Raw genomic sequence first — 25,585 nt, 5'->3', positions numbered from 1 at the left:
GCGGCTCCATCCTCACTTCGTAACGACTAGGGACGCCGAACGGCATCTTCGGCACCGTACCCCGGCGTCGCGGAGGGCAACGGACTCGGTTTGTCCGACGACTCCGTCGGGATCGCTTCGGGGCCGCTCTCGCCGAGGTTCTCGAGCACGTGCTTGCCGATCAGCTCTTCGTCGGGCAGCGGAATCGGGTACTCGCCGTCGAAACAGGCCGCGCAGAGCCGCGACGCGGGCTGTTCGGAGGCGGCCACGAGGCTGTCGAGTGACACATATCCCAACGAGTCGGCCCCGATCAGGCGACGGATGCCGTCGAGGTCGGCGCCGTTGGCGACGAGCTCGGCACGCTCGGCGAAGTCGATGCCGTAGAAGCACGGCCAGCGCACGGGCGGCGAGGCGATCCGGACGTGCACCTCGACGGCACCCGCCTCGCGAAGCATGCGCACGAGGGCGCGCTGGGTGTTGCCGCGCACGATGGAGTCGTCGACCACGACCAGCCGCTTGCCGCGGATGACCTCGCGCAGCGGATTGAGCTTGAGGCGGATGCCGAGCTGCCGGATGGTCTGCGACGGCTGGATGAACGTGCGGCCGACGTAGTTGTTCTTGACCAGCCCGGAGCCGTAGGGGATGCCGGAGCCCTGGGCGTACCCGATGGCGGCGGGGGTGCCGGACTCGGGCACCGGGATGACGAGGTCGGCGTCGGCTGGGTGTTCCTTCGCGAGCCTGCGACCGATCTCGACCCGGGTGGCGTGCACGCTGCGGCCGGAGATCACCGTGTCGGGACGGGCCAGGTAGACGTACTCGAAGACGCAGCCCTTGGGCTCGGGGTTGGCGAACCGGCTGGACCGCAGGCCACCCGCGTCGATGGCGATGAGTTCGCCGGGCTCGACCTCGCGCACGAACGACGCGCCGACGATGTCGAGGGCGGCGGTCTCGCTCGCCACCACCCAGCCGCGTTCGAGCCTGCCGAGCACGAGCGGGCGGACCCCGTGGGGGTCGCGGGCGGCGTAGAGCGTGTTCTCGTCGGCGAACACCAGGCAGAACGCGCCGCGCACGTCCGGGAGCAGTTCCAGGGCCGCGCCCTCCAGCCCCCGGTCGGCGGCGGCGTGGGCCAGCAGGCCGCAGAGCAGGTGCGAGTCGGTGGTGGCGCCGCCACGTTCGACCACGCCGAGCCGCTGCGCGCGTTCGTGCAGCTCGTGGGTGTTCACCAGGTTGCCGTTGTGACCGAGCGACAGTCCCGTGTCGGCCTTGGTCTGGTGGAAGACGGGTTGGGCGTTCTCCCACGTGCCGGAGCCGGTCGTGGAGTAGCGACAGTGACCGACGGCGACGTGGCCCTGCAACGACGACAGCACCTGTTCGTCGAAGACCTGGCTGACGAGACCGAGGTCCTTGAACACGACGATCTGCTTGCCGTTGGACACCGAGATGCCGGCCGCCTCCTGGCCGCGGTGCTGCAGCGCGTACAGGCCGTAGTACGTCAGCTTCGCGACGTCCTCGCCCGGCGCCCAGACTCCGAAGACACCGCATTCCTCACGAGGTTCCGGCTCAACCTCATCCGTCCGGACTCGATTCACGAAGAGGGCTCCCTACAGACGAGAACGGGCCGCCCTCAGTCTAGGCCCGAAGCCTCCCGGGGCGACCCGTTCCCGTGACGCGAAGCTCATGCACTGGCGCGGAGGTACACCGATCGCCCTCGGTCGTTGCCGACCCAGCAGCCTCGGCCGAGCGCGCGGGCCGTGGGCGGCGTCTCGGGCACGTCGGGCAGGTCGAGCAGCGCGTCGACGACCTCGTACATGTCACCGTCGCGCCGCCACTGCACGCTGGTCGGAGCGAGGATGTTCGACTCGTCCGACGGCATCCGCATGGCGGTCACGTCGTCCTCCGCGTCGAAACGGACGACGTCGACGACGGTCCCGTGCACGCGAACCCCGACCACCGCGACGATTTCGCCCTGGGGGTCCCTCGGGTGCACGAACGTGTAACCACGCGCGATGAGCCTGCCGAGCACGTCCTCCACCGCGGCGGCCTCGGCCTGCTCCTGGGCAGCCATGCTGTCCACATCGGAGCTGAGAGCAGTGTCCACGGCGTCCACCTCAGACAGCAAGGTCATCGAACTCACCGTCCTTGGCGCCCGCGAGGAACGCGGCGATCTCGGCTCGCGTGTAGACGAGGGCGGGACCGTGCGGGTCACGCGAGTTGCGGACGGCCACGTCACCGGAGGCCAGGCGGGCGACCTCCACGCAGTTGCCCATGGCGCCGCTGTAGGAACTCTTGCGCCAGGTCGCCTCCGGGAGACTGTCCGCGGGCACCGCAGCCGTGGTACTCGCCGTGTTCGCAGCGCTCGCGACACCGTGACCGATCGCCTTCGCCATGATCCTCACCTTCCCGACCGACAACCTTCGGAGGATGCATCTGCACGTGCATTCGATTGTGCGCGAAGAGTAGCACCGCCGCGCGCACAGGCGAATGCACGTGCAGCAGCAAGCGCGCGGGATTAATCACATGGTGATGGGGGCCACAATGAGCAACCTATAGCGCTGGTCAGTGCGTCAGGGGAACCGGGCTCAGCTCTCCGCCAAGATCTCCGCGATCAGCTTGCGGGAACGCTCCGGCGTCTCCGCGTCCACGGCGAGCCGGTCGAGCGCGCGCCCGATCAACTCGATCTCGTCCGGCTTCTCCAGGTAGATCCCGCCGGCGATGTGGTCGACGTAGCCGATGTTCGGCAGTTCGGGCTGGGCGAAACGCAGCAACGTGAAGGGACTCTCCGCCGCGTAGCCGCTGCGGCTGTAGGGCACGACCTGCACCGTGACGTTCGGCAGCGTCGTAGCGTCGAGCAGCCGTTCGAGCTGCGCGCGATGCACCGCGCGGCCACCCAGCGGCCGACGAATCACCGACTCGTCCACCACGGCCCACAGCTTCGGCGGGTTGGCGCGCAGCAGCAGTCGCTGCCGCCGCATCCGCACCTCCACCCTCGCCTCGGCGGCCGAGTCGGCGACCTCGGGCAGCCCGTGCGTGATGACGGCTCGCGCGTAGTCCTCGGTCTGCAACAGACCCGGCACGTACTGGAGCTCGTAGGTCTGGATGCGCGACGCCGCCTGTTCGAGCCCGAGGAACGGCTCGAACCACTTGGGCGTGTAGTCGTTGAACTTCTGCCACCAGCCCGGCTCGTTCGCCTCGCGAGCCATCCGGAGCAGGACCTCACGCTCGTTCTCGTCCGTGACGCCGTACAGGGTCAGCAGGTCGGCGACGTCGCGTTCCTTGAAGCCGACACGCCCCAGCTCCATGCGGCTGATCTTCGAATCGGAGGCCCGGATGTGATAGCCCGCCTGGGACCGGCTGATCTCCGCCCGTTCCCGCAGCCCACGAAGTTGCGCACCGACGATCATCCGACGAGTTGTCGGAGTGGTGGCCTCAGCTCCGACACCGTCCTGCGCAACCATCGTTCGCTGTCCGTTCCCTTCCTCGTCGTGAGAGCCGACGCTGATCGCGGCTGGTGAATCGTAACCGAGCGAAACCCCTGATCTTGGGGAAACTACTCTCCGCGTCGAAACGGTCAAGTTGCGTCACGACGAGTCGACCCGGTCATTCCGGGCGCGAGGAGGACAGCCGCACGATCGGCAGCCACTGCGAGACGTCGGCGCGCGTTCCGGACGCCGAGACGCGTCCGCTGTCGACCGCGTCGGTCCACTTCAGACGCCCCGTGGCCAGTTCGAGCCACGTGCGCGGGTCCGTCTCGACGACGTTGGCCGGGGTGCCTCGCGTGTGCCGGGGACCGGCGACGCACTGCACGGCCGCGAACGGCGGCACGCGCACCTCGACGCTGCGGCCGGGGGCCACAGCGGCGAGTGTCTTCAGGCTCGACCGCACGGCGGCGGCCAGCTCAGCCCGCGCGGGTTCGTCTCCGCCGTCGAGCCAGGGCAGCACGCGCTCGCACGCGGCCCGCAACTCGCCGGGATCAATCAAGCGTGAAGACGGCATGCCATCACAGTAAAGTGGGAACGAAAGCCGGCACGGACACCACCTGGGGAAGCACATGGCCCAGCGCGACGACCCTCACCGCCTCGTGCCCGAACAGTCCGCCGCCGTCCGCAAACCCGAGATCACGGCCGAGATGCGGGCGAACGCGCGGGCGAACCCCGGTAGCTGGCTCTACGTGATCGACGAGGCGTTCGACCCGAGGGGCAACGTGCCCGAGTGGGCCGTCGTCGGCGCCTATCCCGTCGACAACCACGGCGAGATCGTGGACGACTTCCACTTCAACGATCAGTACCGACCGTCACCGCAGGCGCTTGGTTTCCCCGAGCCCAGCAGCGAACTGGAATACCTGCTCCAGCTCGTCTACACGCGGCATCGTCCCGAGGAGGACATCGCACCCGCGGTGCTCGGCGCCGATTTGTACGTCTACGCATACAGCCCGACACAGCGCACCTTGGTCGGGTTCCACGACCTCGACGGCGACGTGGTCGTGCCCGCCTACACGGCCAAGGCACTCGCTCCCCGCGACTGGCCGTACGCGCGGAAGGTCAAGGGCGCGGACGTCGTCGATCTCCTCGGCGGGTGTTCGCTCGCGTTGAACCCCGACGACGTGATCACCGCGACCGTCACGCCGGAGGAACTGGAACACGCGCGGATGTACCCGCTCTGAGACGCCCCGCCCGGACCGCCCGGCCCGAACTACGCCGAGTCACCCGGCGTTTTTCGTTTCGAGACACCGTCGCGCCACATCCGTCTCGGACCACATCTTTCGACGGGGAATGACACCTCCTTTCGTCGGGAATCGGGCATAAAAATTACCCACTCGGCCTAAAGTCTTCACGTCAACTAGTGACATCCCGGGCGCGCTGTGCTCACAATCGACCGCCGAACCGACACCTTCAGTGAACGGTTCGGCGCGAGGGCATAGTTGATGAAAGGACATCTCCGATGGGCATCGGATGGAGAAGGTGGCGGATAGCAGCCGCCACCGTCGCCGCGTCCGTCAGCGCGCTCCTGCTCGGCGCACTGACCCCCGCGGCGGCCGACGTCGACACCAGCGCGACCGGCCAGAACCAGGTCGATCACGCCATGGGTTCGCAGATCAGGAAGCACGAGGGCGACCACTCGACCTCGTTCACAAAGAAGCGCGCCCTGGAACCGCAGGGCCTGAACTCCGACGGGATGCAGGCCTACGCCACTGTCCCCGGTATCGACGTCAGCAGTTGGCAAGGAAACGTCGACTGGGCGTACTGGTGGAATCAGGGCAAGAAATTCGCCTATGTCAAGGCGACCGAGGGAACGAACTACAAGAATCCCTACTTCGCGCAGCAGTACAACGGTTCCTACAACGTGGGAATGATTCGCGGCGCGTACCACTTCGCGCGTCCGGACGTCTCGTCCGGCGCGGCGCAGGCGAACTTCTTCGTCGACAACGGCGGCGGCTGGTCGCGTGACGGCAAGACGCTGCCCGGCGCCCTGGACATGGAGTACAACCCGTACGGCGCGACCTGCTACGGCAAGACGCAGGCGCAGATGGCGGCGTGGGTGAAGGACTTCCACGACACCTACTACGCCCGCACCGGCCGCTGGCCGGTGATCTACACGTCGACGAGCTGGTGGAACCAGTGTGTCGGCACGGCGGGCGACTTCTCCGGCACCGTCCCGCTCTGGGTGGCGCGGTACGCGTCGTCGGTGGGTGAGCTGCCGTACAACTGGGGCTACCACACCATCTGGCAGTACTCGTCCGACCCGATCGACCAGAACTCGTTCAACGGCGCGTACGACCGGCTGCAGGCGCTGGCCAACGGCTGACGTTCCACCCCGACGAGTTCGGACGAGTCCGGGCAAGTCCGGGCAAGTTCGGACACTGTGGACATAACTGAACAGTCCCACGCAGAGGGCTTCCACTCGGTCTCACCGGTGGGAGCCCTCTGTCGTGACAGTCCCATAACTGCTGCGTTGTCCGCCTTCTCGTCACGGTGAATCATCGCCTCGTCACCCGGTGACACCGGTGTGTGTCCGGACACGCCCCCGCACCTCCGGGGCACGTGCATGCAGGCAGAATGCGCTCACACCGACGCGCGCCCGGGGGAACCGAAGGATCGGGCCGCGGCGTCTGAGGGAGATCCACGACGCGCTTCACGGGGGAGCGCAGCTGAGGGAAGGCACAGCAGTCATGACCTATCCACCCCAACCCGGTCAGCCCGGACAGCCCGGACAGTCACCGTACGGTCAGCCAGGGCCGGTGCCAGGGCCGCCCTCCGGCGGTTTTCCGCAGCAGGGCGGCCAGTACCCGGGCATGCCCGGCTATCCGCAGCAGGCCCAGTACGGCCCGATGGACCCGAACCAGTACGGCCAGATGGGCGGCTTCCCACCGCAGGAGCCGAAGAAGAGCAAGACCGGCCTGTGGGTCGGTATCGGCATCGCGGTGGTCGCCGTGGTGGCGTTCGTCATCACCGCATTCGTCGTTCCCGGCTTCCTCCTGAGCGACGACGACGACAGTGAGAGCACGTCCGGCGACTCGGGAACGAGCGCGGGAGGCCAGCAGGGCGGGGACGGCGGTCCCGGTGCTCTCGCCCAGCAGATCGCCGACGCGCTGACCTCGGGTGACAGCGCCACGCTGCAGAACCTGCTCTGTGCGGACGCGACCGAGATGGTGAACGAGGCCGTCGGGATGGCGGGCTCACTCGGCCAGGTTCAGATGACCGGTGAGCCGCAGGTGCAGGGGGACCAGGCGGCCGTTCTCGGCACGGCGGGCGAGTACAAGGTCGCCGCTCTGCTGAAGGACTCGGGCAACGGGTGGTGCTGGCAGGACGTCCAGATCGACACCTCCGGCGCCGGCGGTGACATCGGGGCGCCCGCACCCGGCGACACGGGCTCCACGGGAGACACCGGTTCGACCGGCGACACCGGCTCCACGGGCAGCGGCAGCCCGTCGGACCTGAGCAGCGAGGGCCAGCAGTTCCTCGACAAGGTCATGTCGACCCTGGACAAGGGTGACAGCGCCGCCCTGCCCGGCATGGTGTGCGAGGGCTGGGAGGACGCGCTGGAAGACCTCAAGACGAAGGCCTCCAGCAGCGAGACCCTCAAGATCGAGGAGGTGGAGCTCATCGACTTCGGCGGCGGCGCCGAGGGCTTCACCGCGACGATGACGTCGGACACGGGCGGGCTCATCATGTCCGCCGAGAACACCACGGGCACGTACTGCATCTTCAGCGCTGCGGGCTACTGACGAACACGACGAGGTCGATTCCGCACACGAACAAGGCCCTGGGTACCGACAGCACGTCGGGTCCCGGGGCCTTGTCGTATTCGCTCGGGCTTCCGCGATTGTGACTCGCCTCGAACTTCGATGAGTTCCACCTGGGGCAGTCTCCGACATGCGATTCTGGCCTCTGGTCAGGCGTCGACCGGAGAACACCAGTGCTTTTGCGGTCGCTCGCGCCGCGAGTACCGATACGTACCACCGAAGCGCCTCATCAAGGAGGAAGTTGATGACGTTTCCGCCCCAACCGGCCTGGCAGCCGTCCCCCGATCAACCCCACGGTCCGTTCCCGAGGCAACCCGCAGACGGTGCGGGGCTCCCGAACCAGATCCACCAGCACCAGTACGGCAATCCGTGGCCGGGCCCCGGTCAGCAGGGCGGTTTCGAGCCACCATCGAAGAAGCCGCGCAAGGCAGGCCTCATCGTCGGTATCGGCATCACCGCCGTCGCTCTCGTCGCGTTCCTCGTCACCGGCTTCCTCACCCCTGGCTTCCTCGTCGAGCAGCGAGACCCGGTCGTTGCCCAGAACGCGGTCGCGACTGGACAGCCCGTGCCGCCGGGAGACGGTGTGGCTGGTACGACCGAGACCAGCCAGGCATCGACAACGGACCCGTCGTCGTTCGCTACTCGATTCGTGGATGCCGTTGTCGGAAAGGATACGGAGACCGCCATGGGCTTAATCTGCGACGAGATCAGAACTGACGCCGAAGGACCAGTTCAATCCGCCATCACCGGCTCAGCTCGATATTCTGTGATTGGCGAACCCCTCAAGAACCCGGGTAACGGCTGGAATGCGTATGTAGTCCAATTGTCGGGCACACTCAACAGTACGCCCGTCAAGGGCATCATCACGGTGCTCGAACTCGACAACGGAGCGAGAACCTGCATCGGCGGTTTCACACCGGACGTCTCGAACATCGAAGGCGCGGGGCCGGACGGAATCAGCAGCGACGAGTTCATGAAGCAGGTCAACGACGCTCTCGACGAGAGTGACTCCGCGGCACTGAGCGGCATGATGTGCAGCGAGCCTCGGGAGGGGGCGGCGCAAGCGGTTCAGGAAGCCGCTGCCTTGGACGGCAGCTTCACCATGGAGAACGCGGACCTCGATTCCTATACCGCACGCGCCGACTTCACACACTCGGAGGAGACACTCTTCGTCCTGGCACAACACTTCGACGAGGAAGGCGGATTCTGCATCCTCGGCGCCTATATCCACTGATCGGACTCGTCACGAGTTGAGTAGTGCAGGAGTCCATCGACACCCGGGGCCGTGGACGACATCAAGCCCACGGCCCCTCGAACATCCAGCGCGTCAGCCGAACAGCGTGGGCAGCGTGCCCTCCCAGGCCTCGCGCAGCTCGTCGAGGCCGAACTCGGCCACGTCCTGGATGTGCACGGCGTCGGCCTCGGGGTCGACCACGCCGGTCTTGCGCCACGGCAGACCGCGGGCCGAGCACATCTCGGTGAAGCGCAACTCCTCCGTCCTCGGCACGGCCACGAGCACGCGGCCCGCCGACTCGGAGAAGAGCTGCACGAACGGGTCGGCGTCCGGGTCCAGGACGATGCGCGCCCCGCACTGCCCGATCAACGCCATCTCGACGATGGTCTGGGCCAGGCCGCCGTCGGAGACGTCGTGCGCCGCCGAGATCATGCCGTCGCGGGAGCCCGCCACGAGGATCTCGGCCAGCAGCCGCTCGCGCTCCAAATCGACCTTCGGCGGCAACCCGCCGAGGTGACCGTGCACGACCTGCGCCCACGCCGACCCGCCGAACTCGTCGTGGGTCTCACCGAGCAGCAGCAGGCTCTCGCCCGCCTCCGCCCCGATGCCGGTGGGGATGCGACGGCTGACGTCGTCGATCACCCCGAGCACACCGACCACCGGAGTCGGCAGGATCGCCTGGTCGCCGGTCTGGTTGTAGAAGCTGACGTTGCCGCCGGTGACCGGAACACCCAGCTCGGCACACCCGTCGGCGAGACCGTGGACGGCCCGCTCGAACTGCCACATGACACCCGGGTCGCGGGGCGAGCCGAAGTTCAGGCAGTTGGTCACCGCGACCGGCATCGCACCGCTCGTGGCGACGTTGCGGTACGCCTCGGCGAGCGCGAGCTGCGTCCCCGCGTAGGGGTCGAGGTAGACGTAGCGGCTGTTGCAGTCGGTGGCGACGGCGACGCCGCGACCGGTGGACTCGTCGATCCGGACCATGCCGGAGTCGGCGGGCTGCGCCAACACCGTGTTGCCGCGCACGTAGCGGTCGTACTGCTGCGTGACCCATTCCTTCGACGCGAGGTTCGGCGAGGAGATCAGGCGCAGCAGCGTCTCCCGCAGCTCGTCCGGCGTGGACGGGCGGGGGAGGGAGTCGGGCGTGTCGGCCTGCAACGCGTCCTGCTCGGCGGGGCGCGCGTACGGGCGATCGTAGACCGGACCCTGGTGCGCCACCGTGCGCGGCGGCACGTCGACCACGGTCTGACCATGCCAGTCGATGACGAGTCGCTCGCCGTCGGTCACCTCACCGATGACGGTGGCGGTGACGTCCCACTTGCGGCACACCTCCATGAAGGCGTCCACATCGGACGGCCGGACGACCGCGCACATGCGCTCCTGCGACTCGCTGGACAGGATCTCGGCGGGGGTCATCCCCTCCGCCCGCAGCGGGACGCGGTCGAGGTCGATGTGCATGCCGCCGTCACCGGCCGCCGCCAGCTCCGACGTGGCGCACGCGAGCCCCGCGCCGCCGAGGTCCTGGATGCCCACGACGAGCTTCTTCGCGAACAGCTCCAGCGAGCACTCGATGAGGACCTTCTCCATGAAGGGGTCGCCCACCTGCACGCTCGGCAGCTTCTTGCGGCCACCGGAGTTCTCGTCACCGGAAAAGCTGTCACTGGCGAGCACGGACACGCCGCCGATGCCGTCGAGGCCCGTGCGCGCCCCGAAGAGGATGACCTTGTTGCCCGTTCCGGAGGCGTGGGCCAGATGCAGGTCCTCGACCCGCATCGCACCGACGCACAGAGCGTTGACCAGGGGGTTTCCGGCGTAGCTGGAGTCGAACACGACCTCGCCGCCGATGTTGGGCAGGCCGAGGCAGTTGCCGTACCCGGCGATGCCCGCGACCACCCCCGGCAGCACCCGACGCGTGTCGGGAGCGTCCGCGGGCCCGAAGCGCAGCGGGTCGGCCACCGCGAGTGGCCGCGCGCCCATCGCGAGGATGTCGCGCACGATGCCACCCACGCCGGTGGCCGCACCCTGGTACGGCTCCACATAGGACGGATGGTTGTGGCTCTCCACCTTGAACGTGACGGCCCAGCCGTCACCGATGTCGACCACGCCCGCGTTCTCACCGATGCCCGCGAGCATCTTCTCGCGCATCTCCGGGGTCGTGGTCTCGCCGAAGTAGGCCAGGTGCTTCTTGGACGACTTGTAGGAGCAGTGTTCGCTCCACATCACGGAGTACATGGCGAGTTCCGCGTCCGTGGGCCTGCGCCCGAGGATCTCGCGGATACGCGCGTACTCGTCGTCGGCCAACCCCAGCTCCACGTAAGGCTGGGCCTGCTCCGGGGTCTGCTCGGCGAGTGCGGTGGTGTCGACGGCGGGGGTTTCCACGTGAGGTGCTGCCACGGGACCAGACTAACCGCAGGCTCTCGTCAGGCCGACGTGACCAGCGACTTTGCGTCGAGTGCCGAGAGGAACACTCCCAGTCCGTCGTCGGACGGCCCGGTCAGCGCGTCGATGGCGTGTTCGGGGTGCGGCATGAGGCCCACGATGCGGCCGTCGGCGCTGCACACACCCGCGATGTCGCGTCGCGAGCCGTTGGGGTTGCCGTCGACGTAGCGGAACACCACGCGACCCTCGCCCTCCAGCTCGTCGAGCGTCGCCTCGTCGGCCATGTAACCGCCCTCACCCGACTTGAGCGGGATGAGCACCTCGGCGCCCTCGTCGTAGCGCGTCGTCCAGCTCGTCGAGGTGTTCTCGACCCGAAGCCACTGGTCGCGGCACACGAAGTGCAGCTTGTCGTTGCGCACCAAGGCGCCCGGCAGCAGTCCCGCCTCGCAGAGGATCTGGAAGCCGTTGCAGATGCCGAGCACCGGCATGCCCCGACCCGCCGCCTCGACGACCGAGGTCATCACGGGCGCGAACCGGGCGATGGCGCCGCAGCGCAGGTAGTCGCCGTAGGAGAACCCTCCGGGGACGATCACCGCGTCGACGCCCTTGAGATCCTCGTCACCGTGCCACAGGGACACCGCCTCGGCGCCCGACCGCGTCACCGCGCGGGCGGCGTCGACGTCGTCGAGCGTGCCAGGGAAGGTGATCACACCGATGCGGGCGCTCACGAGTCGATCCTCCGAACCGTCCATTCCTCGATCACCGGGTTGGCGAGGAACCCCTCGGCGATCTTGGCGAGCGTCTCGTCGTCGACGTCGTCGTCGACCTCCAGCTCGAAGTGCTTGCCCTGACGGACCTCGGTCACCCCGGTGAACCCGAGCCTGCCGAGCGCACCGGCGACGGCCTGGCCTTGGGGGTCGAGGATTTCGGGCTTGGGCATGACGTCGACGACTACTCGGGCCACGACTGGCTGCTCCTAGGCTCTGCGCAGGTCAAATGCAGTTCGAGCGTAACCCAGGGGCCGAGAAGCCCCCGACACCCCTCGGCCCCTGAGCCAGCCGGCACCGACTGCTTGCACACCTGAAGACGTGTGGACCTCGGAGGCCGTTGCTCGCACGAGCGCGAGCGAGTCGGGATTCGCCGGAACGGCCCAGGCGAGCCCCCTCGGACGGTCACGGTGCGCGATCGGCGATCCGCCGTTCCCGGGAGGGAGGGACACGGATCGCCGATCGCGGTCTCGGGGCGGTCAGACGTTGGCCACGGTCTCGGGTCGCTCCGGCGGCTGCTGCTCGGACCGACCGCGGGTCAGCACTCGACGCAGCCCGAAGGCCCCGGCGACGCCGACGAGCGAGACGACGATGAGGAAGATCAAACCGGTGAGCGGCGAGCCGGTCGCGTCCACGACCGCCGCGATGCCCATCGGCCCGAACCCACCGCCGAGGTTGCCGATGCCGTTGATCGCTCCGATCCCCGCCGCCGCGGCGGCACCGGTGAGGAACTTCGGCACGAGCCCCCACATCACCGGCTGTGCGGCGTAACCACCGATCGACGCGACGCAGATGCCGACCATCTGCAACGCCGGCGACGACACCAGCGCCGCGAGCGTGAAGCCCGCCGCCGAGAAGCCCAGCATCGCCGCAAGCCAGCCGAACGGCGTGCCCCTCGTCCTGGCCAGTCGCGGGACGGCCAGCAGTCCCACCATCACGCACACGTACGGGATGGCCGACACGAGTCCGACCTCCAGCCCCGACAGACCGCCGAAGCCCTCGACGATGGTCGGCAGCCAGAACGCCAGACCGTACGTGGCGAGCGGGAAGCAGAGGAAGAAGACGGCCATCGCGAGCACGCGGCGGTCGGCGAGCACCTTCCACGGGTTGTGCGGTTGGTCACCGGCCTCGGCGTCCTCGGCGGCGAGAGCATTCTTGAGGGCTGCGCGCTCGCCGTCGTCGAGCCACTTCGCGCTGTCGGGGTCGCGGGGCAGGAGCCACAGCACGACGGGGGCGGCGAGCACGGCGGGCACACCGGTCGCGATGAAGATCCACTGCCAACCGGCGAGACCCCACACGCCGTCGAGGTCGTTGAGCGCACCCATCAGCGGGTTGCCCACGATGAACGAGATCGGCCCGGCGAGCATGAACAGCCCGATGGCGGCACCTCGGTGGGCCGAGGGGAACCACCGCGTCAGGTAGTAGATGACACCGGGGAAGAACCCGGCCTCCGCCGCTCCGAGCAGGAATCGAGCCAGGTAGAACTGCCAGGTCTCGGTCACCAGTACCGTGGCGACGGTGACCAGGCCCCACGTGATCATGATGCGGGCGATCCAGCGGTGGGCCCCGAATCGGTGGAGCGCCAGGTTGCTGGGCACTTCGAGCACCGCGTAGGCCACGAAGAAGAAGACCTGGCCCAACGTGAAGACCGTCGCCGAGAGCCCCAGCTCCTCCTGGAGCGTGAGCTTGGCGAAGCCGACGTTCGATCTGTCGATGTAAGCGATCACGTAGAGCACCGCGAGCAAGGGCAGAAGTCGCAGCGTGATCGCTCGGATCGTGCGCGGTGAGACCCGCGAGGTGTCAGGGTGCACCGTTGTCTTCCCCGATCAGTTACGTCCGAAATTTCGGACCACGTCCGTCATTGCGTTGGCGGAACCGTAAGACCAGCCCCTTGCGCTGTCAACGGTCGCAGCCCTAATGTCGTTCGCAGACACGAATGCCATCCGATATTTCGGACAAGATTGGTGGATGCGGTGGAACGGTCGCGATCCTTCCTGCGCTCGCTCGGACTGCCTTCGACAGACCCCGGCGAGCTCCCGAGCAGCACGAAACGCTTTCCCGACGGCGCCGCGTACCGCGTCGAGATCCCCAGTGTCGAGGGGGTCGAGGCGATGGAGGCCGTCTTCAGCGAGGCCGACGCCCGAGGAGTCACCGTCCACCGGGTCTCCCAGGGCAGCGGCGGCATGCTGCTCACCCGGACCGAACTCACGGCCATGGCCGCGCTCGCCGAGGCGCGGAGCGTGGAGCTGAGCCTGTTCGCGCGCCCCGTGGCCGGGTGGGACACGGGCGCGGGGTCGCTCGCCCAGGGCGGCGGGTCGATGGCCGCGCAGGCCAGGGGAACCGAACAACTCGTCCACGTGCTCGCCGACATCCGGCGCACCGCGGAGGCTGGCGTCCGCAGCGTGCTCGTCACCGACCTCGGTGTGCTGAGCGTCGCCTCCCGCATGCGCGAGACGGGCGAACTCCCCGCCGACCTGCAGTTCAAGGTGAGCGTGCAGATGGGATTGTCGAACCCGGCGTCCATCCGCATCGCCCAGGACCACGGTGCCGACACCTACAACGTGCCCACTGACCTCTCGCTGGCCCAGCTCGCCGCGGTACGAGCGGCCATCGACATCCCGATCGACATCTACGTCGAGTCACCCGACGACCTCGGCGGGTTCGTCCGGCACTTCGAGATCGCCGAGATCGTGCGGGTCGCCGCACCCGTGTACCTCAAGTTCGGCCTGCGCAACGCGCCGAACATCTACCCGAGCGGCACGCACCTGACCAGCACCGCCGTCAGTCTCTCCCGGGAGCGCGTGCGTCGCGCCGAGATCGGCCTTGAGACCCTCGCCCGGTACGCCCCCGACGCCGTGGCGTCGACGCTGCCCGCGCAGGGGCTGGCCGTCCCCGACACCACCGCCGTCACCGAGCCGACGAGGAGTGCGACGTGAAGATCACCGATGTCGAGACGTTCGTGATGGGCACGCCGTGGCGTGATCTGACCTTCGTCCGCGTCACCACCGACGAGGGGCTGACCGGCGTCGGCGAGACTCGGATGCTCGGCCACACCGAGGCGTTGAAGGGCTACCTGACGGAGGCCGTTCCCCGGCACGTGCTCGGCGCCGACCCGTTCGACATCGAGGCCCTGGTGCAGCGCATGAAGCGCGGCGACTACGGCAGGCCCGGCGAGATCATGATGTCCGGCATCGCCTGCGTGGAGATGGCGTGCTGGGACATCGTGGGCAAGGCTCTCGGCCAGCCGGTGTGGCGGCTGCTCGGCGGCAAGGTGCGCGACCGGGTCAAGGCGTACGCCAACGGCTGGTACACCGTCGAACGCACGCCAGAGGAGTTCCACGCCGCCGCCCGGCGCGTGGTCGATCGCGGCTACCGCGCGTTGAAGTTCGATCCCTTCGGACCGGGCCAGTGGGAGCTGGACTCGCGGGAGCGCACGCGTTCGGTCGAACTCGTGGAGGCCGTGCGCGACGCCGTGGGTCCCGACGTGGAGATCCTCGTCGAGATGCACGGCCGGTTCGCGCCCGCGGAGGCGGTCCGGATCGCCCGCTCGCTCGCGAAGTTCGACCCGAGCTGGCTGGAGGAACCCGTGCCGCCGGAGAACCTCAAGGCGCTCGCGAAGGTCGCCGAGCAGGTCGACGCCCCGGTGGCCACCGGCGAGCGCATCCACGACCGGGCGGAGTTCCGTGAGCTGTTCGAACTCCAGGCCGCCGACGTCATCCAGCCCGACATCGGCCACCTGGGCGGCATTCTGGAGACCCGCAAGCTCGCGGCCACGGCGGAGACGCACTTCGTGCTGGTGGCTCCGCACAACGTGGGCGGCCCCGTGCTGACGATGGCCAACCTGCACCTGGCCGCGTGCACACCGAACTTCAAGATCCAGGAACACTTCAACGACTTCGCCGACGAGCACGTCAAGCAGGCGGCGCCCGGACTGCCTCCCGTGGAGGACGGCTACTTCACGCTGCCGACCGCGCCGGGCCTCGGTGTGGAGCTCGACACCGACTTCGTGGCCGAGCATCCGTTCCAGGCCGCGCGCTTCGACCTGTTCGCCGAGGACTGGCAGTTCCGCGGCACCAAGGCGACCGCTCCGGAAGGAGACGACGCATGACCGACGTGACCGACACTCTGCTCACCGCGGCGGCCGAGGCCGCCCGGCCGTGGGCGCAGCTTCCCGACACGACGCGCGCGAAGGCGCTGGAAGCCGTCGCCGACGCCCTCGACGCCGCCGCCGACGAACTGGTGCCGCTGGCACAGCAGGAGAGCCACCTGCCCGAGGCGCGGCTGCGTGGCGAGCTGGTGCGCACCACCTTCCAGCTCCGGTCGTTCGCGGGGCAGGTGCGGGACGGCTTCGAGGTGATCGAGGACGAGCCCGACCCCGACTGGCCCACCGGGCCTCGTCCGGCGCTGCGGCGCGTGCTGCTGCCGCTCGGCCCGGTCGTGGTGTTCGCGGCGTCGAACTTCCCGTTCGCGTTCTCCGTGGCGGGCGGCGACACGGCCTCGGCGCTGGCCGCGGGCTGCCCCGTGGTGGTGAAGGCGCACCCCGGCCACCCGAAGCTGTCCGACGCCACCGCGGCGATCGTGCGGACGGCGTTGGCGGAGGCGGGTGCCCCCGAGGGGACGTTCGCGCTCTTCCACGGCGAGGCCGACGGCCGGGACGCGGTTCTCGACCCGCGCACCAAGGCTGTCGCGTTCACGGGGTCGCTGCGGGGCGGTCGGGCGCTGTTCGACCTCGCCGTCTCGCGTCCGGAGCCCATCCCGTTCTACGGCGAGCTGGGCAGCGTGAACCCGGTGTTCGTCACCCGGGCGGCAGCACAGGCCAGGGGCGAGGAGATCGCCACCGGCTACGTCGACTCGTTCACGCTCGGCACCGGCCAGTTCTGCACGAAACCGGGACTGCTGCTCGTGCCGTCGGACTCCCGACTGCCCGAGCTGGCCGCCGAGCACGCCCGCAGCAAGAACGCCACCGCGATGCTCAACGACCGCATCACCGACAACTACACGACGGGGTTGGAAGCCCTGCGCGGCCACCCGTCGGTGCGCGTGCTGGTAGAAGGCGCCCTGGGCGAGGACGGACCGACCCCGACACTGCTCGCCACGACGGCGGCCGACCTGCTGGCCGACCCCGACGCACTCGCGACGGAGTGCTTCGGACCCACGTCGCTCGTGGTGACCTACGACGACGACGAACAACTGCTCGCCGTCGCCCGGTCGCTGGAGGGCCAGCTCACCGGCACCGTGCACGGCGAGGAGTCCGACGACGTCGCCCGCCCGCTGCTCACCGAGCTGGCCGACCGCGTGGGCCGGGTGCTGTGGAACGGCTGGCCCACGGGCGTGTCGGTCACCCCGGCCATGCATCACGGCGGTCCGTACCCCGCCACGACGTCGCCGCTGCACACGTCGGTGGGAATCACCGCCTCGGCGCGCTTCCTGCGTCCGGTTGCGTTCCAGAACGTGCCTTCGACGCTGCTGCCCCGCTGAACCACCTCGCGCGAAGGGCCGTCGCCAACCGGCGGCCCTTCGTCGCGCGGGCTCACGAGTTCACCGGACGACCGCCCAACCGGCGCGACAACTCGGCGGCGCCTTCCCGCACGAGCTTCTCCCACGTCGGCCACGCCTCGTCGCTGTGCCGCGAGGTGGGGATGGAGATGCTCATGCCCGCCACCCACTGTCCCGTGGCGTCCACGACGGGCGCCGCGACACAGCCGGCGTCGACATTGGACTCACTGCGTTCGAACGCGACCCCCGACGTGCGCACCTGATCGAGCTGCGCGCGAAGTTCGGTCCGCGACGTGATGCTGTGCTCCGTCAGGGCCACGAGTCGTCGCCCCTTCAGCCGCTCGGACAGTTCCGCGTCGGACAGTCCCGCCAACAGCACCTTGCCGACGGCCGTGCAGTGCGCCGGAAGTCGCCGTCCCACCTCGGAGATGAGCCGCACCGAGTGCGTGGAGTCCACCTTGGACACGTAGACGACCTCGATGCCGTCGAGCACTCCGACGTGCACGGTCTCGCGGCACTCCGCCGCCACCTGCCGCGCCACCGCGTCGGCCTCGGCGGCGAACTCCAGCCGCTGCTGGTAACGCGATCCGAGCTCCAGCAACCGCGGACCGAGCTGATAGGTCGTCTCCTCGCCCGAGCGCCGCACGAGGTAATGGCGTTCGACCAGGGTGGTCAGCAGTTCGTGCGCCGTCGACCTCGGCAGTTCCAGGCGTCGGCCGATCTCGGCGGCCGACAGCGTGGCGTCGTCGCCGAGGAACAGTTCGAGGATGTCGGCCGCGCGGAGCACGGCGGGCACGAGACGAGCCATGCGTCCAGCCTACCAGCAATGTCCGAAACTTCGGACGTTGTCCGGTCTCACGGACGTCGTGGTCAGCGCCGGTGCAGGAACCGCACGAGCTTGCCCACCAGCTCGTCCGTCTTGGCCGTGCGGGCGAACGTGGTCATCACCAGCGGCATGCGATAGCGCTGCCGCGCGATGGCCTTCGGCCGCGCGAACTCCCGCAGCCCCTCGGGACCGTGGATGCGGCCGAAGCCCGACTCCCCGACCCCGCCGAAGGGCAACGTCGCGATACCCGCGAACGACAACGGCGCGTTGATCGCGGTCATCCCGGTCCGCAGTCGGCGCGCCAGCTCCATCCCACGCCGACGTGAGAACACCGTGGACCCGAGCCCGTAGGACGAGTCGTTGGCCTTCTCCACGGCCTCGTCCATGTCGGCGACCTGCGTCACCGTGATCGTGGGGCCGAAGGTCTCCTCCCGCACGGCCTCGGAGTCCTCGGGCACGTCGACCAGCACCGTCGGCTGCACGTAGCGGTCGCCGACGGCGTCCGCGCCACCCACGAGCGCACGGCCGCCCTTCGCCAGGGCGTCGGTGATGTGTCGGCGCACCACATCGAGCTGCGACCGCATGGTCATCGGCCCGTAGTGCTCGCCCGGCCGGATACCCCGGGCCCGCTCGGTGAGCTTCGCGACGAACTCGTCGTACACGGCCGTGTGGACGTAGACGCGCTCGACACCGACACAGGTCTGTCCGGCGTTGGAGAAGGCACCCCACACGGCGGCGTCGACCGCCGCGTCGAGATCGGCGTCGGAGTCGACCAGCAACGGGTCCTTGCCACCGGCTTCGATGATCACCGGGGTCAGGCGTTCCGCTGCCGTGGCCATGATCTTCTTCCCGGTGGCGGCCGAACCGGTGAACGCGATCTTGTCGACGTCGGAGCGCACCAACGCCGCTCCCGTCGCGCCGAACCCGGTCACCAGCGACAACACCGGCTGCTCGGGCACGGCCTGCGCGAACGCGTCCACCAGCCAGGCGCCGACCCCGGGCGTGTACTCGCTGGGCTTGAACACCACGGCGTTGCCCGCCGCGAGCGCGTACGCGATCGACCCGAGGGGGGTGAAGACGGGATAGTTCCAGGGCCCGATGACCCCGACAACCCCGAGCGGCTGGTACTCGACGGTGGCGGCCTGGTTGGCCAGCAGCAGGCCGGAGGATCGACGCCGAGGTCCGAGCACCTTCCGTGCATGGCGCGCCGCCCACTCGATGTGCTCGACGGCCAGCACGATCTCCAACTGCGCGTCACCACGCGGCTTGCCCGTCTCGGAACTCACCACGTCGCACAGCTCGGACATGCGGCGAACGAGCACGCCCTTCCACCGGCGGAGCCGTTCGGCGCGTCCGGCGAACCCGAGCGAGGCCCACCATCGGGCGGCCTCGCGGGCCTTCGCGACGGCGGCGTCCACAGCGGCGGCGTCGTGCACCGGGTAGGTGCCCACGACCCGGTCGGTCGCCGGATCGAACGAGTCGAACGTCTCGACGGCCTGCTCGGTGCTCGTCATGCTGACAGCGTAGGGAAGCCCCCGGTTACTGCCAACCCGCCAACAAGGGAGTCACCGTGAAGTTCGTCCACTACGGGCACTCGTGCATGCTGCTGGAGACCGACCATGCCCGCCTGCTGTTCGACCCCGGCGCACTCTCCAGCGGCTTCGAGTCACTGCGCGACCTCGACGCGGTGTTGATCACCCATCAGCACTACGACCACATCGACGTGGAGAAGCTGCCCGCCCTGCTCGCGGCCAACCCCTCCGCACGCCTCGTCGTCGACCCCGGCACCACCAAGACCATCGACAACCTGGAAATTCCCGTCGTCACCGCCTCCCCCGGCGATTCCCTCGACTTCGGCGGCACCCGCGTGACGGCCGTGGGAGGGCAGCACGCGACGATCCACAGCGACATCCCCGTGGTCCCGAACGTGGGGTACGTCGTCGACGACGGCGCGTTCTTCCACCCCGGCGACGCGTTCTTCGTGCCCCCGCACCCCGTCGACGTCCTCGCCCTGCCGACGGTGGGCCCGTGGTTGAAGGCCGCCGAGGCCGTGGACTACCTGCGCGCGGTGGCACCCCGGCTCGCGATCCCCGTCCACGAGGCGCTGCTCGCCAGGACCGCGGGCTACTTCGGCCTGTACACCAACCTCGCCCCGGACGGCACCGAGGTGCGCGTCGCCCCGCACGGCGAGCCGATCACGCTCTGAGGGCCACTCGCGCTACAGGATCGGAGCCGGCTCGTAGGTCGCCGCGTCCGGGAACCGGCGCACGATCTCCTCGACGCGCGCGACGATCGTCTCCACCTGCGCGCCCGCCGTGCCGGTGAACGCGAGTCGATCGGCGAGCAACGCCTGCAACTCCTCGGCTCCCAACGGCAACCGCTCGTCGGCGGCGAGCCGCTCGACCAGGTCGTTCTCCTGCTGCCCCTGCTCGCGCATGGCCAATGCGACGGCGACCGCGTGCTCCTTGATGACCTCGTGGGCGGTCTCCCGCCCCACCCCGGCGCGCACCGCGGCCATGAGCACCTTCGTGGTGCCGAGGAACGGCAGGTACCGCGCGAGTTCGCGGTCGATCACCGCGGGGAACGCCCCGAACTCGCGGAGCACGGTCGCGAACGTCTCCAGCAGACCGTCGAGGGCGAAGAACGCGTCCGGCAACGCCACCCGGCGCACCACCGAGTCCGACACGTCGCCCTCGTTCCACTGGTCGCCCGCCAGCTCGCCGACCATGGACAGATAGCCCCGCAGCACCACCGCCAGGCCGTTCACCCGCTCGCAGGACCGGGTGTTCATCTTGTGCGGCATGGCCGACGAACCGACCTGACCGGGCTTGAAGCCCTCGGTGACCAGCTCGTGGCCCGCCATCAGCCGGATCGTCGTGGCGAGGCTCGACGGGGCCGCCGCGAGCTGCACCAGCGTCGACAGCACGTCGAAGTCCAACGACCTCGGGTACACCTGGCCCACGCTCGTGAACACCCGCTCGAACCCGAGGTGCGCGGCCACGCTGCGTTCCAGGTCCGCGAGCCGCTCCGGGCTCCCCACGAGGTCGAGCATGTCCTGCGCCGTGCCGACCGGCCCCTTGATGCCCCGCAGCGGGTACCGCGCGAGCAGGTCGTCGAGCCGCTCGAACGCCACCAGCAACTCGTCGGCGGCCGTCGCGAACCGCTTGCCGAGCGTCGTCGCCTGCGCGGCGACGTTGTGCGACCGACCGGCCATGACGAGCTCGCTGTGCTGCGCGGCCAACTCGGCGAGGCGAGCCAGCACGGCGGCCACCCGCACCCGCAGGTGCTCCAGCGAACGCCGCACCTGGAGCTGCTCGACGTTCTCGGTGAGGTCCCGCGACGTCATGCCCTTGTGGACGTGCTCGTGCCCGGCGAGCGCGTTGAACTCCTCGATGCGGGCCTTCACGTCGTGTCGCGTGACGCGCTCGCGAGCGGCGATCGAGTCGAGGTCGACCTGGTCGATCACCCGCTCGTAGTCGGCGACGACCTCGTCCGGGACCTCCACGCCCAGCTCCCGCTGCGCCTTGAGCACCGCGAGCCACAGATCGCGTTCGAGCCTGACCTTGTGCTCGGGGGACCACAGCCGCACCAACTCGGCGGAGGCGTACCGGCCGGCGAGCACATTCGGGATTCGGGGCTTGTCCGTCACACGGTCAGGCTAGCCACGCCACCTCGACCACACCGGACACAGGGTCGGCTCCGCGCCTGTCGTCCCAGTGCGTGGACGGATCGAGTCAGCTCAGTTCCTCTCGCAACACCCGCGCCGCGACCCCACGCGGATCGGGGTCCACCGCGACGAGCGCGTTCACCACGGAGCCGTCCACCAGGGCGATGAGACGTTCGAGACGCTCGGCGTCCATGTCCACCCCCGACCGCACGAAGATCTCCATGAGCAGTTCCCTCAGCTCGGCGGACAGCACCCGCATCAAGGGGCGCAGATGCGGTCGGCGGCCGGTGCCCACCAGCCGCTCGTAGCGGCCCACCACGGCCTCGTAGTGCGGGTCCCGCCCGAGCAGCAGGTCGAGCACCAGCTCGACCACGTCGTCCACCTGCCGGGTCTGCGTGGGCAGCTCCGCCAACCTCGCCCGCCCGGCCTCCAACTCGGTGCGGCCCTGATGCTCCGCCGCCGCGCACACCAGCTCGTCGAGCGACTCGAAGTAGTAGGTCGTCGACGCCAGCGGCAGCCCGGCGCGTTCGGCCACGGCACGGTGGCGGACGGCGTCGAAACCGCCTTCGTTCAGCAGTTCGGCAGCGGCCGCGACGAGCGCAGCGCGTCTGCGCTCGCCCTTCGGCGTACTCGCGGCGGAGGTCATGGCCGGATAGTCTGCCACCCCGACCCGGCGGGTCACGCGCCGTGCGAACGACGTGTTCGGTCAGCCCAGCGCGGCGGCAAGGCGGTCGGCGAGAGCGGGAAGCTCGTCCCGCAACGGCACGTCCGACTCGTCGGCGCTGCCCTCGGCGGTCGCCACCACGGTGAGGCGCTGCGTGCCGACGTTCCGATCGACCACGACGCTGGCCACCTCCGGCGGCACGGCGACGACGCCGTCAGCGTCGGGATGGAGGACGACGGCGACCACACCGCCGGGCACCCGGAACGCCGCCGAGCGCGACCCGGGATCGGAGCACGGGCCGTAGCCGACGGGCGCCTGCCCGGGATCAATCGGAAGCTCGCCAGCGAGGGCAGTGGCGAGCTCCCGATCGATCGCCTGGCACCCAGGAGTGCCCTCGGCCCGAGGGCCGTCCTCCCCGTTCGACCCGCCGCCCTGCTTCGGCGAGCCGTCGGGGAAGCTCTCGACACCCTGTCCACGCGGACCGTCGCCCTCGGGTTGCCCCGTCTCCGAACTTTTTTTCGCGACCTCCTCGGACGGCTGCGACTCGCCGGGGGCGAGCGCCGTCGTGTGGCCCTCACCAGGGCCGTTGCCCGCGGCACCCACCACGACACCGGTCACCGCGCCCACGCCCACCACGACCGCCGCCGCCACGGTCGCCAGCGAACGCCGCCGTGCCGTGATGCGCCGTGACGCGGAGGTCACGTCGTCCACCGTGAACGACGGTGCGGGCACCTCGCCCGCCGCGTCGTTCAACAACCGTTCGAGCCGTCGCTCGTCCAGCTCACCCATGCGCCTCCACCTCCTCGCCCAACGCCGCCCGCAGCTTCGCCAGGCCCCGCGCCGTCTGGCTCTTCACGTTGCCCTCGCTGCACCGCAACGCCCGCGCCGTGCTGCTCACGTCGAGGCCGTCGAAGTAGCGAAGGACGAGCACGGCCCGCTGCTTCGCCGGGACCTTCGCGAGCCCGGCGAGCAGATCCGCCCGCACGCTCACCCGATCGGCCAGCGCGTCGGCGTCGGACGTTCCCCGAGGCTCGGGCAGCTCGTCGGTGTGCTGCTCCCGCCGCCACGGCCGCCGCGACTCGTCGATCGCGGCCCGCACCAACGTCTTGCGCAGGTAGGCGTCCACGGCCGCACGGTCGCGGATCTTGCGCCAGCGCCGGTGCAAGGACACGAACGCGGTCTGGGCGAGGTCGTCGGCCTTGTGCCAGTCCCCGCACAGCAGGTACGCCGTTCGACGTACCGAATCTCGCTTGGCCGCGAAGTACTCCGCGAACTCGTCGTCGTCATGGTGGGCCACGCAGACGTCTCCGGTCGGTCTTGTTGTCGACGGTGGAGACGGAAGGACCCCGCTCCACGGTTGCACGTGCCGAGCAGTGTCACCCATCGGCGGGGGCCGAGGCGAGCGACGTCCGGCATGTGATGTCATCGGGCGCGTGACGGTCGATGACAGCTCTGCCTCGCTCCCGCCCCTGGACTTCCGTTCCGACACGGTCACGAAGCCGGACTCCCGCATGCGATCGGCGATGGCCGAGGCCGAGGTCGGCGACAACATGATCGACGTCGATCCCACCGTCCGCGCGCTGGAGGAGCGAGCGGCCGACGTGCTCGGCATGCCCGCCGCGTTGTGGACCCCCAGCGGGACGATGGCCAACCTCGCCGCGCTGTCGACCCACCTGCGCCGTGGCGACCGGTTCCTCGCGCCCCGCAACGCGCACGTGTTGATCAACGAACTGGGCTCTGCGGCGTGGCTGGCCGGAGGCATGCCCGACCCGCTCGACCACGACGGCGGCCCCGGCCGTCCCACCCCCGCGACCGTGCGCGCGGCTGCGGGCGGCGACGGACCGTACTACGCGCTGCGCACCACGCTGCTGTCGCTGGAGAACACCCACAACGCGGCAGGCGGAGCCGTCACCCCGCCCGAGGAACACACGGCGCTGGTCGCCGCCGCACACGACACGGGCCTTCGCGTGCACCTCGACGGCGCTCGCATCTGGAACGCCTCCGTCGCCCTCGGCGTCCCGCCCGCAACGCTGACCGCCGGGGTCGACAGCGTGTCGGCGTGCTTCAGCAAGGGCCTCGGCGCTCCCGTGGGCTCCGTGCTGGCGGGCAGCGTCGAGTTCGTGGAGCAGGCTCGGCGGATGCGGCAGATGCTCGGCGGTGGGGTACGTCAGGGCGGCGTGCTCGCCGCGGCGTGCCTGGTCGCGCTCGACCGCGTCGACGACCTCGCCCGCGACCACGCCAACGCGAAGCGGCTCGCGGCCGGGCTGCGCGACCAGGGTTGGGACGTCGTGGAGCCGGAGACCAACATCGTCCTCGCGGCAGCCGGCGACGTGTCCGCGACCATCGCGACGCTCCGCTCGCTCGGTGTCCTCACGCTGCCCATGGCGGGCAAGGTGCGCTTCGTGCTGCACCGGGACGTCGACGACGACGACGTGACCGAAGCGCTCGACCGGATCGGGAAGGGAATCCGCGCATGACGTGGGTCGTGTTCGACTACGGCGAGGTGCTCTGCACCCGCACCGAGGCGTTGCCCCGGCTCGCCGCTCGACTCGGCGTGTCGCCCGAGCGGTTCGAGTCCGCCTACTGGGCCCACCGCGACGCGTACGACCGAGGCTGCTCCGACGAGGAGTACTGGACCGCGGTCGCCGCGACCGCGGGAGCCGCCCTCGACGCGACCGCCGTCGAGGAACTGACCCGAGGCGACGTCCACGGTTGGTCGCAGCTCCACCCGGCGTCGGCCACACTGCTCGACGACCTCACCGAAGCCGGGGCACGCCTCGCGCTGCTGTCCAACGCACCGGCCTCGTTCGCTCGCTTCGCCGAGCGACAGCCGTGGGCCGAGCACTTCCGGGTGCGCGTCTTCTCCGCCGACGTGGCGTGCGCCAAACCCGACACGAAGATCTTCGACCTGCTCACCGACCGGCTCGGCGCCGAACCCGGTGACTGCGTGTTCTTCGACGACCGGGAGGTCAACGTCGTCAGCGCGCGGGAAGCCGGGCTCCAGGCACACCTGTGGCAGGGTGCCGACCACGCCCGCCGACTGCTGTTCGCGGCCTGATCAGGACTTGAGCTGCTTGCGCTTGTCGTTCTTGAGCGCCCCGTAGGCGGCCGCCCCGAGGAACACACCGCCGCCGATCACGGCGATCCAGAAGACCGCCTTGACGAGGAAGCCGATGGCGGCGCCGATCACGATGAAGGCCACCCACGCCAGGAGCAAGCCGCCGACGATCTTCCAGAACATGATTCCTCCGCTGCCTCGCGCTGTCGCTGTGTGCTGTCCAGCCTGTCACGGTCGGGTGCCTTCGCGCCGCAACCGGAGCCGACTTTCAGGGA

The 25,585-nt window shown here is 69.6% G+C and carries 26 protein-coding genes; 10 read left to right on the top strand and 16 right to left on the bottom strand.

Translation table 11 applies throughout. The annotated features are described in order from the left end of the window. Positions 1-26: 26 nt before the first annotated feature. From purF to JAV51_RS06495, 5 genes are all read right to left on the bottom strand, one after another. Entirely contained in the window at positions 27-1,568 is a 1,542-nt protein-coding gene (gene purF / locus JAV51_RS06515) for an amidophosphoribosyltransferase (protein WP_197319710.1), read from the bottom strand. A gap of 86 nt (positions 1,569-1,654) precedes the next feature. After that, a complete protein-coding gene (locus JAV51_RS06510; protein WP_197319709.1) occupies positions 1,655-2,104 on the bottom strand; it encodes a hypothetical protein in 450 nt (149 codons plus the stop codon). After that, positions 2,088-2,366 (bottom strand): DUF397 domain-containing protein, encoded by a 279-nt coding sequence (locus tag JAV51_RS06505; RefSeq protein WP_231641379.1) that lies wholly within the window; start codon positions 2,364-2,366, stop codon positions 2,088-2,090. Before JAV51_RS06505 ends, JAV51_RS06510 begins: the two co-directional genes overlap by 17 nt. A gap of 192 nt (positions 2,367-2,558) precedes the next feature. Then, entirely contained in the window at positions 2,559-3,434 is an 876-nt protein-coding gene (locus tag JAV51_RS06500; protein WP_197319708.1) for a helix-turn-helix transcriptional regulator, read from the bottom strand. A 142-nt stretch (positions 3,435-3,576) separates the two neighbouring features. Further along, positions 3,577-3,972: a sterol carrier family protein gene (locus tag JAV51_RS06495; RefSeq protein WP_197319707.1), complete on the bottom strand. Its 396-nt coding sequence runs from the start codon at positions 3,970-3,972 to the stop codon at positions 3,577-3,579. Between the two features lie 55 nt (positions 3,973-4,027). Between JAV51_RS06495 and JAV51_RS06490 the strand changes: the two genes are divergently transcribed. The 4 genes from JAV51_RS06490 (at position 4,028) to JAV51_RS06475 (ending at position 8,453) form a co-directional block, all read left to right on the top strand. Then, positions 4,028-4,639, top strand: a complete 612-nt coding sequence (locus JAV51_RS06490) for a type VII secretion system-associated protein (protein WP_197319706.1) — start codon at positions 4,028-4,030, stop codon at positions 4,637-4,639. Between the two features lie 278 nt (positions 4,640-4,917). Next, positions 4,918-5,781 carry a lysozyme gene (locus tag JAV51_RS06485; RefSeq protein ID WP_197319705.1) on the top strand — a complete coding sequence of 288 codons (864 nt, stop codon included), beginning with the start codon at positions 4,918-4,920 and terminating at the stop codon, positions 5,779-5,781. A 433-nt stretch (positions 5,782-6,214) separates the two neighbouring features. Beyond that, positions 6,215-7,201 (top strand): hypothetical protein, encoded by a 987-nt coding sequence (locus tag JAV51_RS06480; RefSeq protein ID WP_307845751.1) that lies wholly within the window; start codon positions 6,215-6,217, stop codon positions 7,199-7,201. A gap of 262 nt (positions 7,202-7,463) precedes the next feature. After that, positions 7,464-8,453, top strand: coding sequence for a hypothetical protein (locus JAV51_RS06475; RefSeq protein WP_197319703.1), 990 nt, complete (start codon positions 7,464-7,466; stop codon positions 8,451-8,453). A 93-nt stretch (positions 8,454-8,546) separates the two neighbouring features. On the opposite strand, the gene purL is transcribed toward JAV51_RS06475, so the two are convergent. The 4 genes from purL to JAV51_RS06455 all read right to left on the bottom strand — a co-directional run bounded on the left by purL (position 8,547) and on the right by JAV51_RS06455 (position 13,410). Beyond that, positions 8,547-10,832, bottom strand: a complete 2,286-nt coding sequence (purL, locus tag JAV51_RS06470) for a phosphoribosylformylglycinamidine synthase subunit PurL (RefSeq protein WP_197319780.1) — start codon at positions 10,830-10,832, stop codon at positions 8,547-8,549. Between the two features lie 41 nt (positions 10,833-10,873). After that, positions 10,874-11,560: a phosphoribosylformylglycinamidine synthase subunit PurQ gene (gene purQ, locus JAV51_RS06465; RefSeq protein ID WP_197319702.1), complete on the bottom strand. Its 687-nt coding sequence runs from the start codon at positions 11,558-11,560 to the stop codon at positions 10,874-10,876. Beyond that, positions 11,557-11,796, bottom strand: coding sequence for a phosphoribosylformylglycinamidine synthase subunit PurS (purS, locus tag JAV51_RS06460; RefSeq protein WP_197319701.1), 240 nt, complete (start codon positions 11,794-11,796; stop codon positions 11,557-11,559). Before purS ends, purQ begins: the two co-directional genes overlap by 4 nt. Before the next feature lie 282 nt (positions 11,797-12,078). Next, positions 12,079-13,410, bottom strand: coding sequence for an MFS transporter (locus JAV51_RS06455; protein WP_197319700.1), 1,332 nt, complete (start codon positions 13,408-13,410; stop codon positions 12,079-12,081). A gap of 162 nt (positions 13,411-13,572) precedes the next feature. Between JAV51_RS06455 and JAV51_RS06450 the strand changes: the two genes are divergently transcribed. From JAV51_RS06450 to JAV51_RS06440, 3 genes are read left to right on the top strand one after another with little or no spacing between them, the layout of a single operon-like run. Further along, on the top strand, positions 13,573-14,535 hold the full coding sequence (locus JAV51_RS06450) for a U32 family peptidase (protein WP_197319699.1): 963 nt from the start codon (positions 13,573-13,575) through the stop codon (positions 14,533-14,535). Then, a complete protein-coding gene (locus JAV51_RS06445; RefSeq protein WP_197319698.1) occupies positions 14,532-15,707 on the top strand; it encodes a mandelate racemase/muconate lactonizing enzyme family protein in 1,176 nt (391 codons plus the stop codon). The genes JAV51_RS06450 and JAV51_RS06445 overlap by 4 nt, the downstream gene beginning before the upstream one ends. Continuing rightward, entirely contained in the window at positions 15,704-17,077 is a 1,374-nt protein-coding gene (locus JAV51_RS06440) for an aldehyde dehydrogenase (NADP(+)) (protein WP_197319697.1), read from the top strand. The genes JAV51_RS06445 and JAV51_RS06440 overlap by 4 nt, the downstream gene beginning before the upstream one ends. 52 nt (positions 17,078-17,129) lie before the next feature. Here the strand turns inward: JAV51_RS06440 and JAV51_RS06435 are convergent, their stop codons facing one another. Further along, positions 17,130-17,903: an IclR family transcriptional regulator gene (locus JAV51_RS06435; RefSeq protein WP_197319696.1), complete on the bottom strand. Its 774-nt coding sequence runs from the start codon at positions 17,901-17,903 to the stop codon at positions 17,130-17,132. A gap of 62 nt (positions 17,904-17,965) precedes the next feature. Next, positions 17,966-19,435 (bottom strand): aldehyde dehydrogenase family protein, encoded by a 1,470-nt coding sequence (locus tag JAV51_RS06430; protein ID WP_197319695.1) that lies wholly within the window; start codon positions 19,433-19,435, stop codon positions 17,966-17,968. A 56-nt stretch (positions 19,436-19,491) separates the two neighbouring features. Between JAV51_RS06430 and JAV51_RS06425 the strand changes: the two genes are divergently transcribed. Beyond that, positions 19,492-20,127, top strand: a complete 636-nt coding sequence (locus JAV51_RS06425; protein ID WP_197319694.1) for an MBL fold metallo-hydrolase — start codon at positions 19,492-19,494, stop codon at positions 20,125-20,127. Between the two features lie 12 nt (positions 20,128-20,139). On the opposite strand, the gene purB is transcribed toward JAV51_RS06425, so the two are convergent. The 4 genes from purB to JAV51_RS06405 all read right to left on the bottom strand — a co-directional run bounded on the left by purB (position 20,140) and on the right by JAV51_RS06405 (position 23,549). Continuing rightward, positions 20,140-21,570 (bottom strand): adenylosuccinate lyase, encoded by a 1,431-nt coding sequence (gene purB / locus JAV51_RS06420; protein WP_197319693.1) that lies wholly within the window; start codon positions 21,568-21,570, stop codon positions 20,140-20,142. An 85-nt stretch (positions 21,571-21,655) separates the two neighbouring features. Further along, a complete protein-coding gene (locus JAV51_RS06415; protein ID WP_197319692.1) occupies positions 21,656-22,234 on the bottom strand; it encodes a TetR/AcrR family transcriptional regulator in 579 nt (192 codons plus the stop codon). Positions 22,235-22,294: 60 nt separating this feature from the next. Then, a complete protein-coding gene (locus JAV51_RS06410) occupies positions 22,295-23,041 on the bottom strand; it encodes a hypothetical protein (RefSeq protein ID WP_197319691.1) in 747 nt (248 codons plus the stop codon). Further along, on the bottom strand, positions 23,034-23,549 hold the full coding sequence (locus tag JAV51_RS06405; protein ID WP_197319690.1) for a SigE family RNA polymerase sigma factor: 516 nt from the start codon (positions 23,547-23,549) through the stop codon (positions 23,034-23,036). The genes JAV51_RS06410 and JAV51_RS06405 overlap by 8 nt, the downstream gene beginning before the upstream one ends. A gap of 136 nt (positions 23,550-23,685) precedes the next feature. Between JAV51_RS06405 and JAV51_RS06400 the strand changes: the two genes are divergently transcribed. Then, positions 23,686-24,729 (top strand): low specificity L-threonine aldolase, encoded by a 1,044-nt coding sequence (locus tag JAV51_RS06400; protein ID WP_197319689.1) that lies wholly within the window; start codon positions 23,686-23,688, stop codon positions 24,727-24,729. Next, positions 24,726-25,310, top strand: coding sequence for an HAD family phosphatase (locus JAV51_RS06395; RefSeq protein ID WP_197319688.1), 585 nt, complete (start codon positions 24,726-24,728; stop codon positions 25,308-25,310). The genes JAV51_RS06400 and JAV51_RS06395 overlap by 4 nt, the downstream gene beginning before the upstream one ends. Here the strand turns inward: JAV51_RS06395 and JAV51_RS06390 are convergent, their stop codons facing one another. Continuing rightward, on the bottom strand, positions 25,311-25,493 hold the full coding sequence (locus tag JAV51_RS06390) for a hypothetical protein (RefSeq protein WP_197319687.1): 183 nt from the start codon (positions 25,491-25,493) through the stop codon (positions 25,311-25,313). Between the last annotated feature and the right edge of the window lie 92 nt (positions 25,494-25,585).

The organism is Saccharomonospora sp. NB11, from assembly GCF_015910535.1.
Classification (GTDB): domain Bacteria; phylum Actinomycetota; class Actinomycetes; order Mycobacteriales; family Pseudonocardiaceae; genus Saccharomonospora.
The sequence above is the reverse complement of the archived record's forward strand: the minus strand, read 5'-3'. Positions and strand labels throughout refer to the sequence as shown.

Excerpts from the sequence above, each read along its gene's own strand:
- JAV51_RS06510 (WP_197319709.1), bottom strand. The coding sequence starts at position 2,104 with ATGACCTTGCTGTCTGAGGTGGACGCCGTGGACACTGCTCTCAGCTCC.
- JAV51_RS06505 (WP_231641379.1), bottom strand. The coding sequence starts at position 2,366 with ATGGCGAAGGCGATCGGTCACGGTGTCGCGAGCGCTGCGAACACGGCG.
- JAV51_RS06500 (WP_197319708.1), bottom strand. The coding sequence starts at position 3,434 with ATGGTTGCGCAGGACGGTGTCGGAGCTGAGGCCACCACTCCGACAACT.
- JAV51_RS06495 (WP_197319707.1), bottom strand. The coding sequence starts at position 3,972 with ATGCCGTCTTCACGCTTGATTGATCCCGGCGAGTTGCGGGCCGCGTGC.
- JAV51_RS06490 (WP_197319706.1), top strand. The coding sequence starts at position 4,028 with ATGGCCCAGCGCGACGACCCTCACCGCCTCGTGCCCGAACAGTCCGCC.
- JAV51_RS06485 (WP_197319705.1), top strand. The coding sequence starts at position 4,918 with ATGGGCATCGGATGGAGAAGGTGGCGGATAGCAGCCGCCACCGTCGCC.
- JAV51_RS06475 (WP_197319703.1), top strand. The coding sequence starts at position 7,464 with ATGACGTTTCCGCCCCAACCGGCCTGGCAGCCGTCCCCCGATCAACCC.
- JAV51_RS06440 (WP_197319697.1), top strand. The coding sequence starts at position 15,704 with ATGACCGACGTGACCGACACTCTGCTCACCGCGGCGGCCGAGGCCGCC.
- JAV51_RS06435 (WP_197319696.1), bottom strand. The coding sequence starts at position 17,903 with ATGGCTCGTCTCGTGCCCGCCGTGCTCCGCGCGGCCGACATCCTCGAA.
- JAV51_RS06430 (WP_197319695.1), bottom strand. The coding sequence starts at position 19,435 with ATGACGAGCACCGAGCAGGCCGTCGAGACGTTCGACTCGTTCGATCCG.
- JAV51_RS06415 (WP_197319692.1), bottom strand. The coding sequence starts at position 22,234 with ATGACCTCCGCCGCGAGTACGCCGAAGGGCGAGCGCAGACGCGCTGCG.
- JAV51_RS06410 (WP_197319691.1), bottom strand. The coding sequence starts at position 23,041 with ATGGGTGAGCTGGACGAGCGACGGCTCGAACGGTTGTTGAACGACGCG.
- JAV51_RS06395 (WP_197319688.1), top strand. The coding sequence starts at position 24,726 with ATGACGTGGGTCGTGTTCGACTACGGCGAGGTGCTCTGCACCCGCACC.
- JAV51_RS06390 (WP_197319687.1), bottom strand. The coding sequence starts at position 25,493 with ATGTTCTGGAAGATCGTCGGCGGCTTGCTCCTGGCGTGGGTGGCCTTC.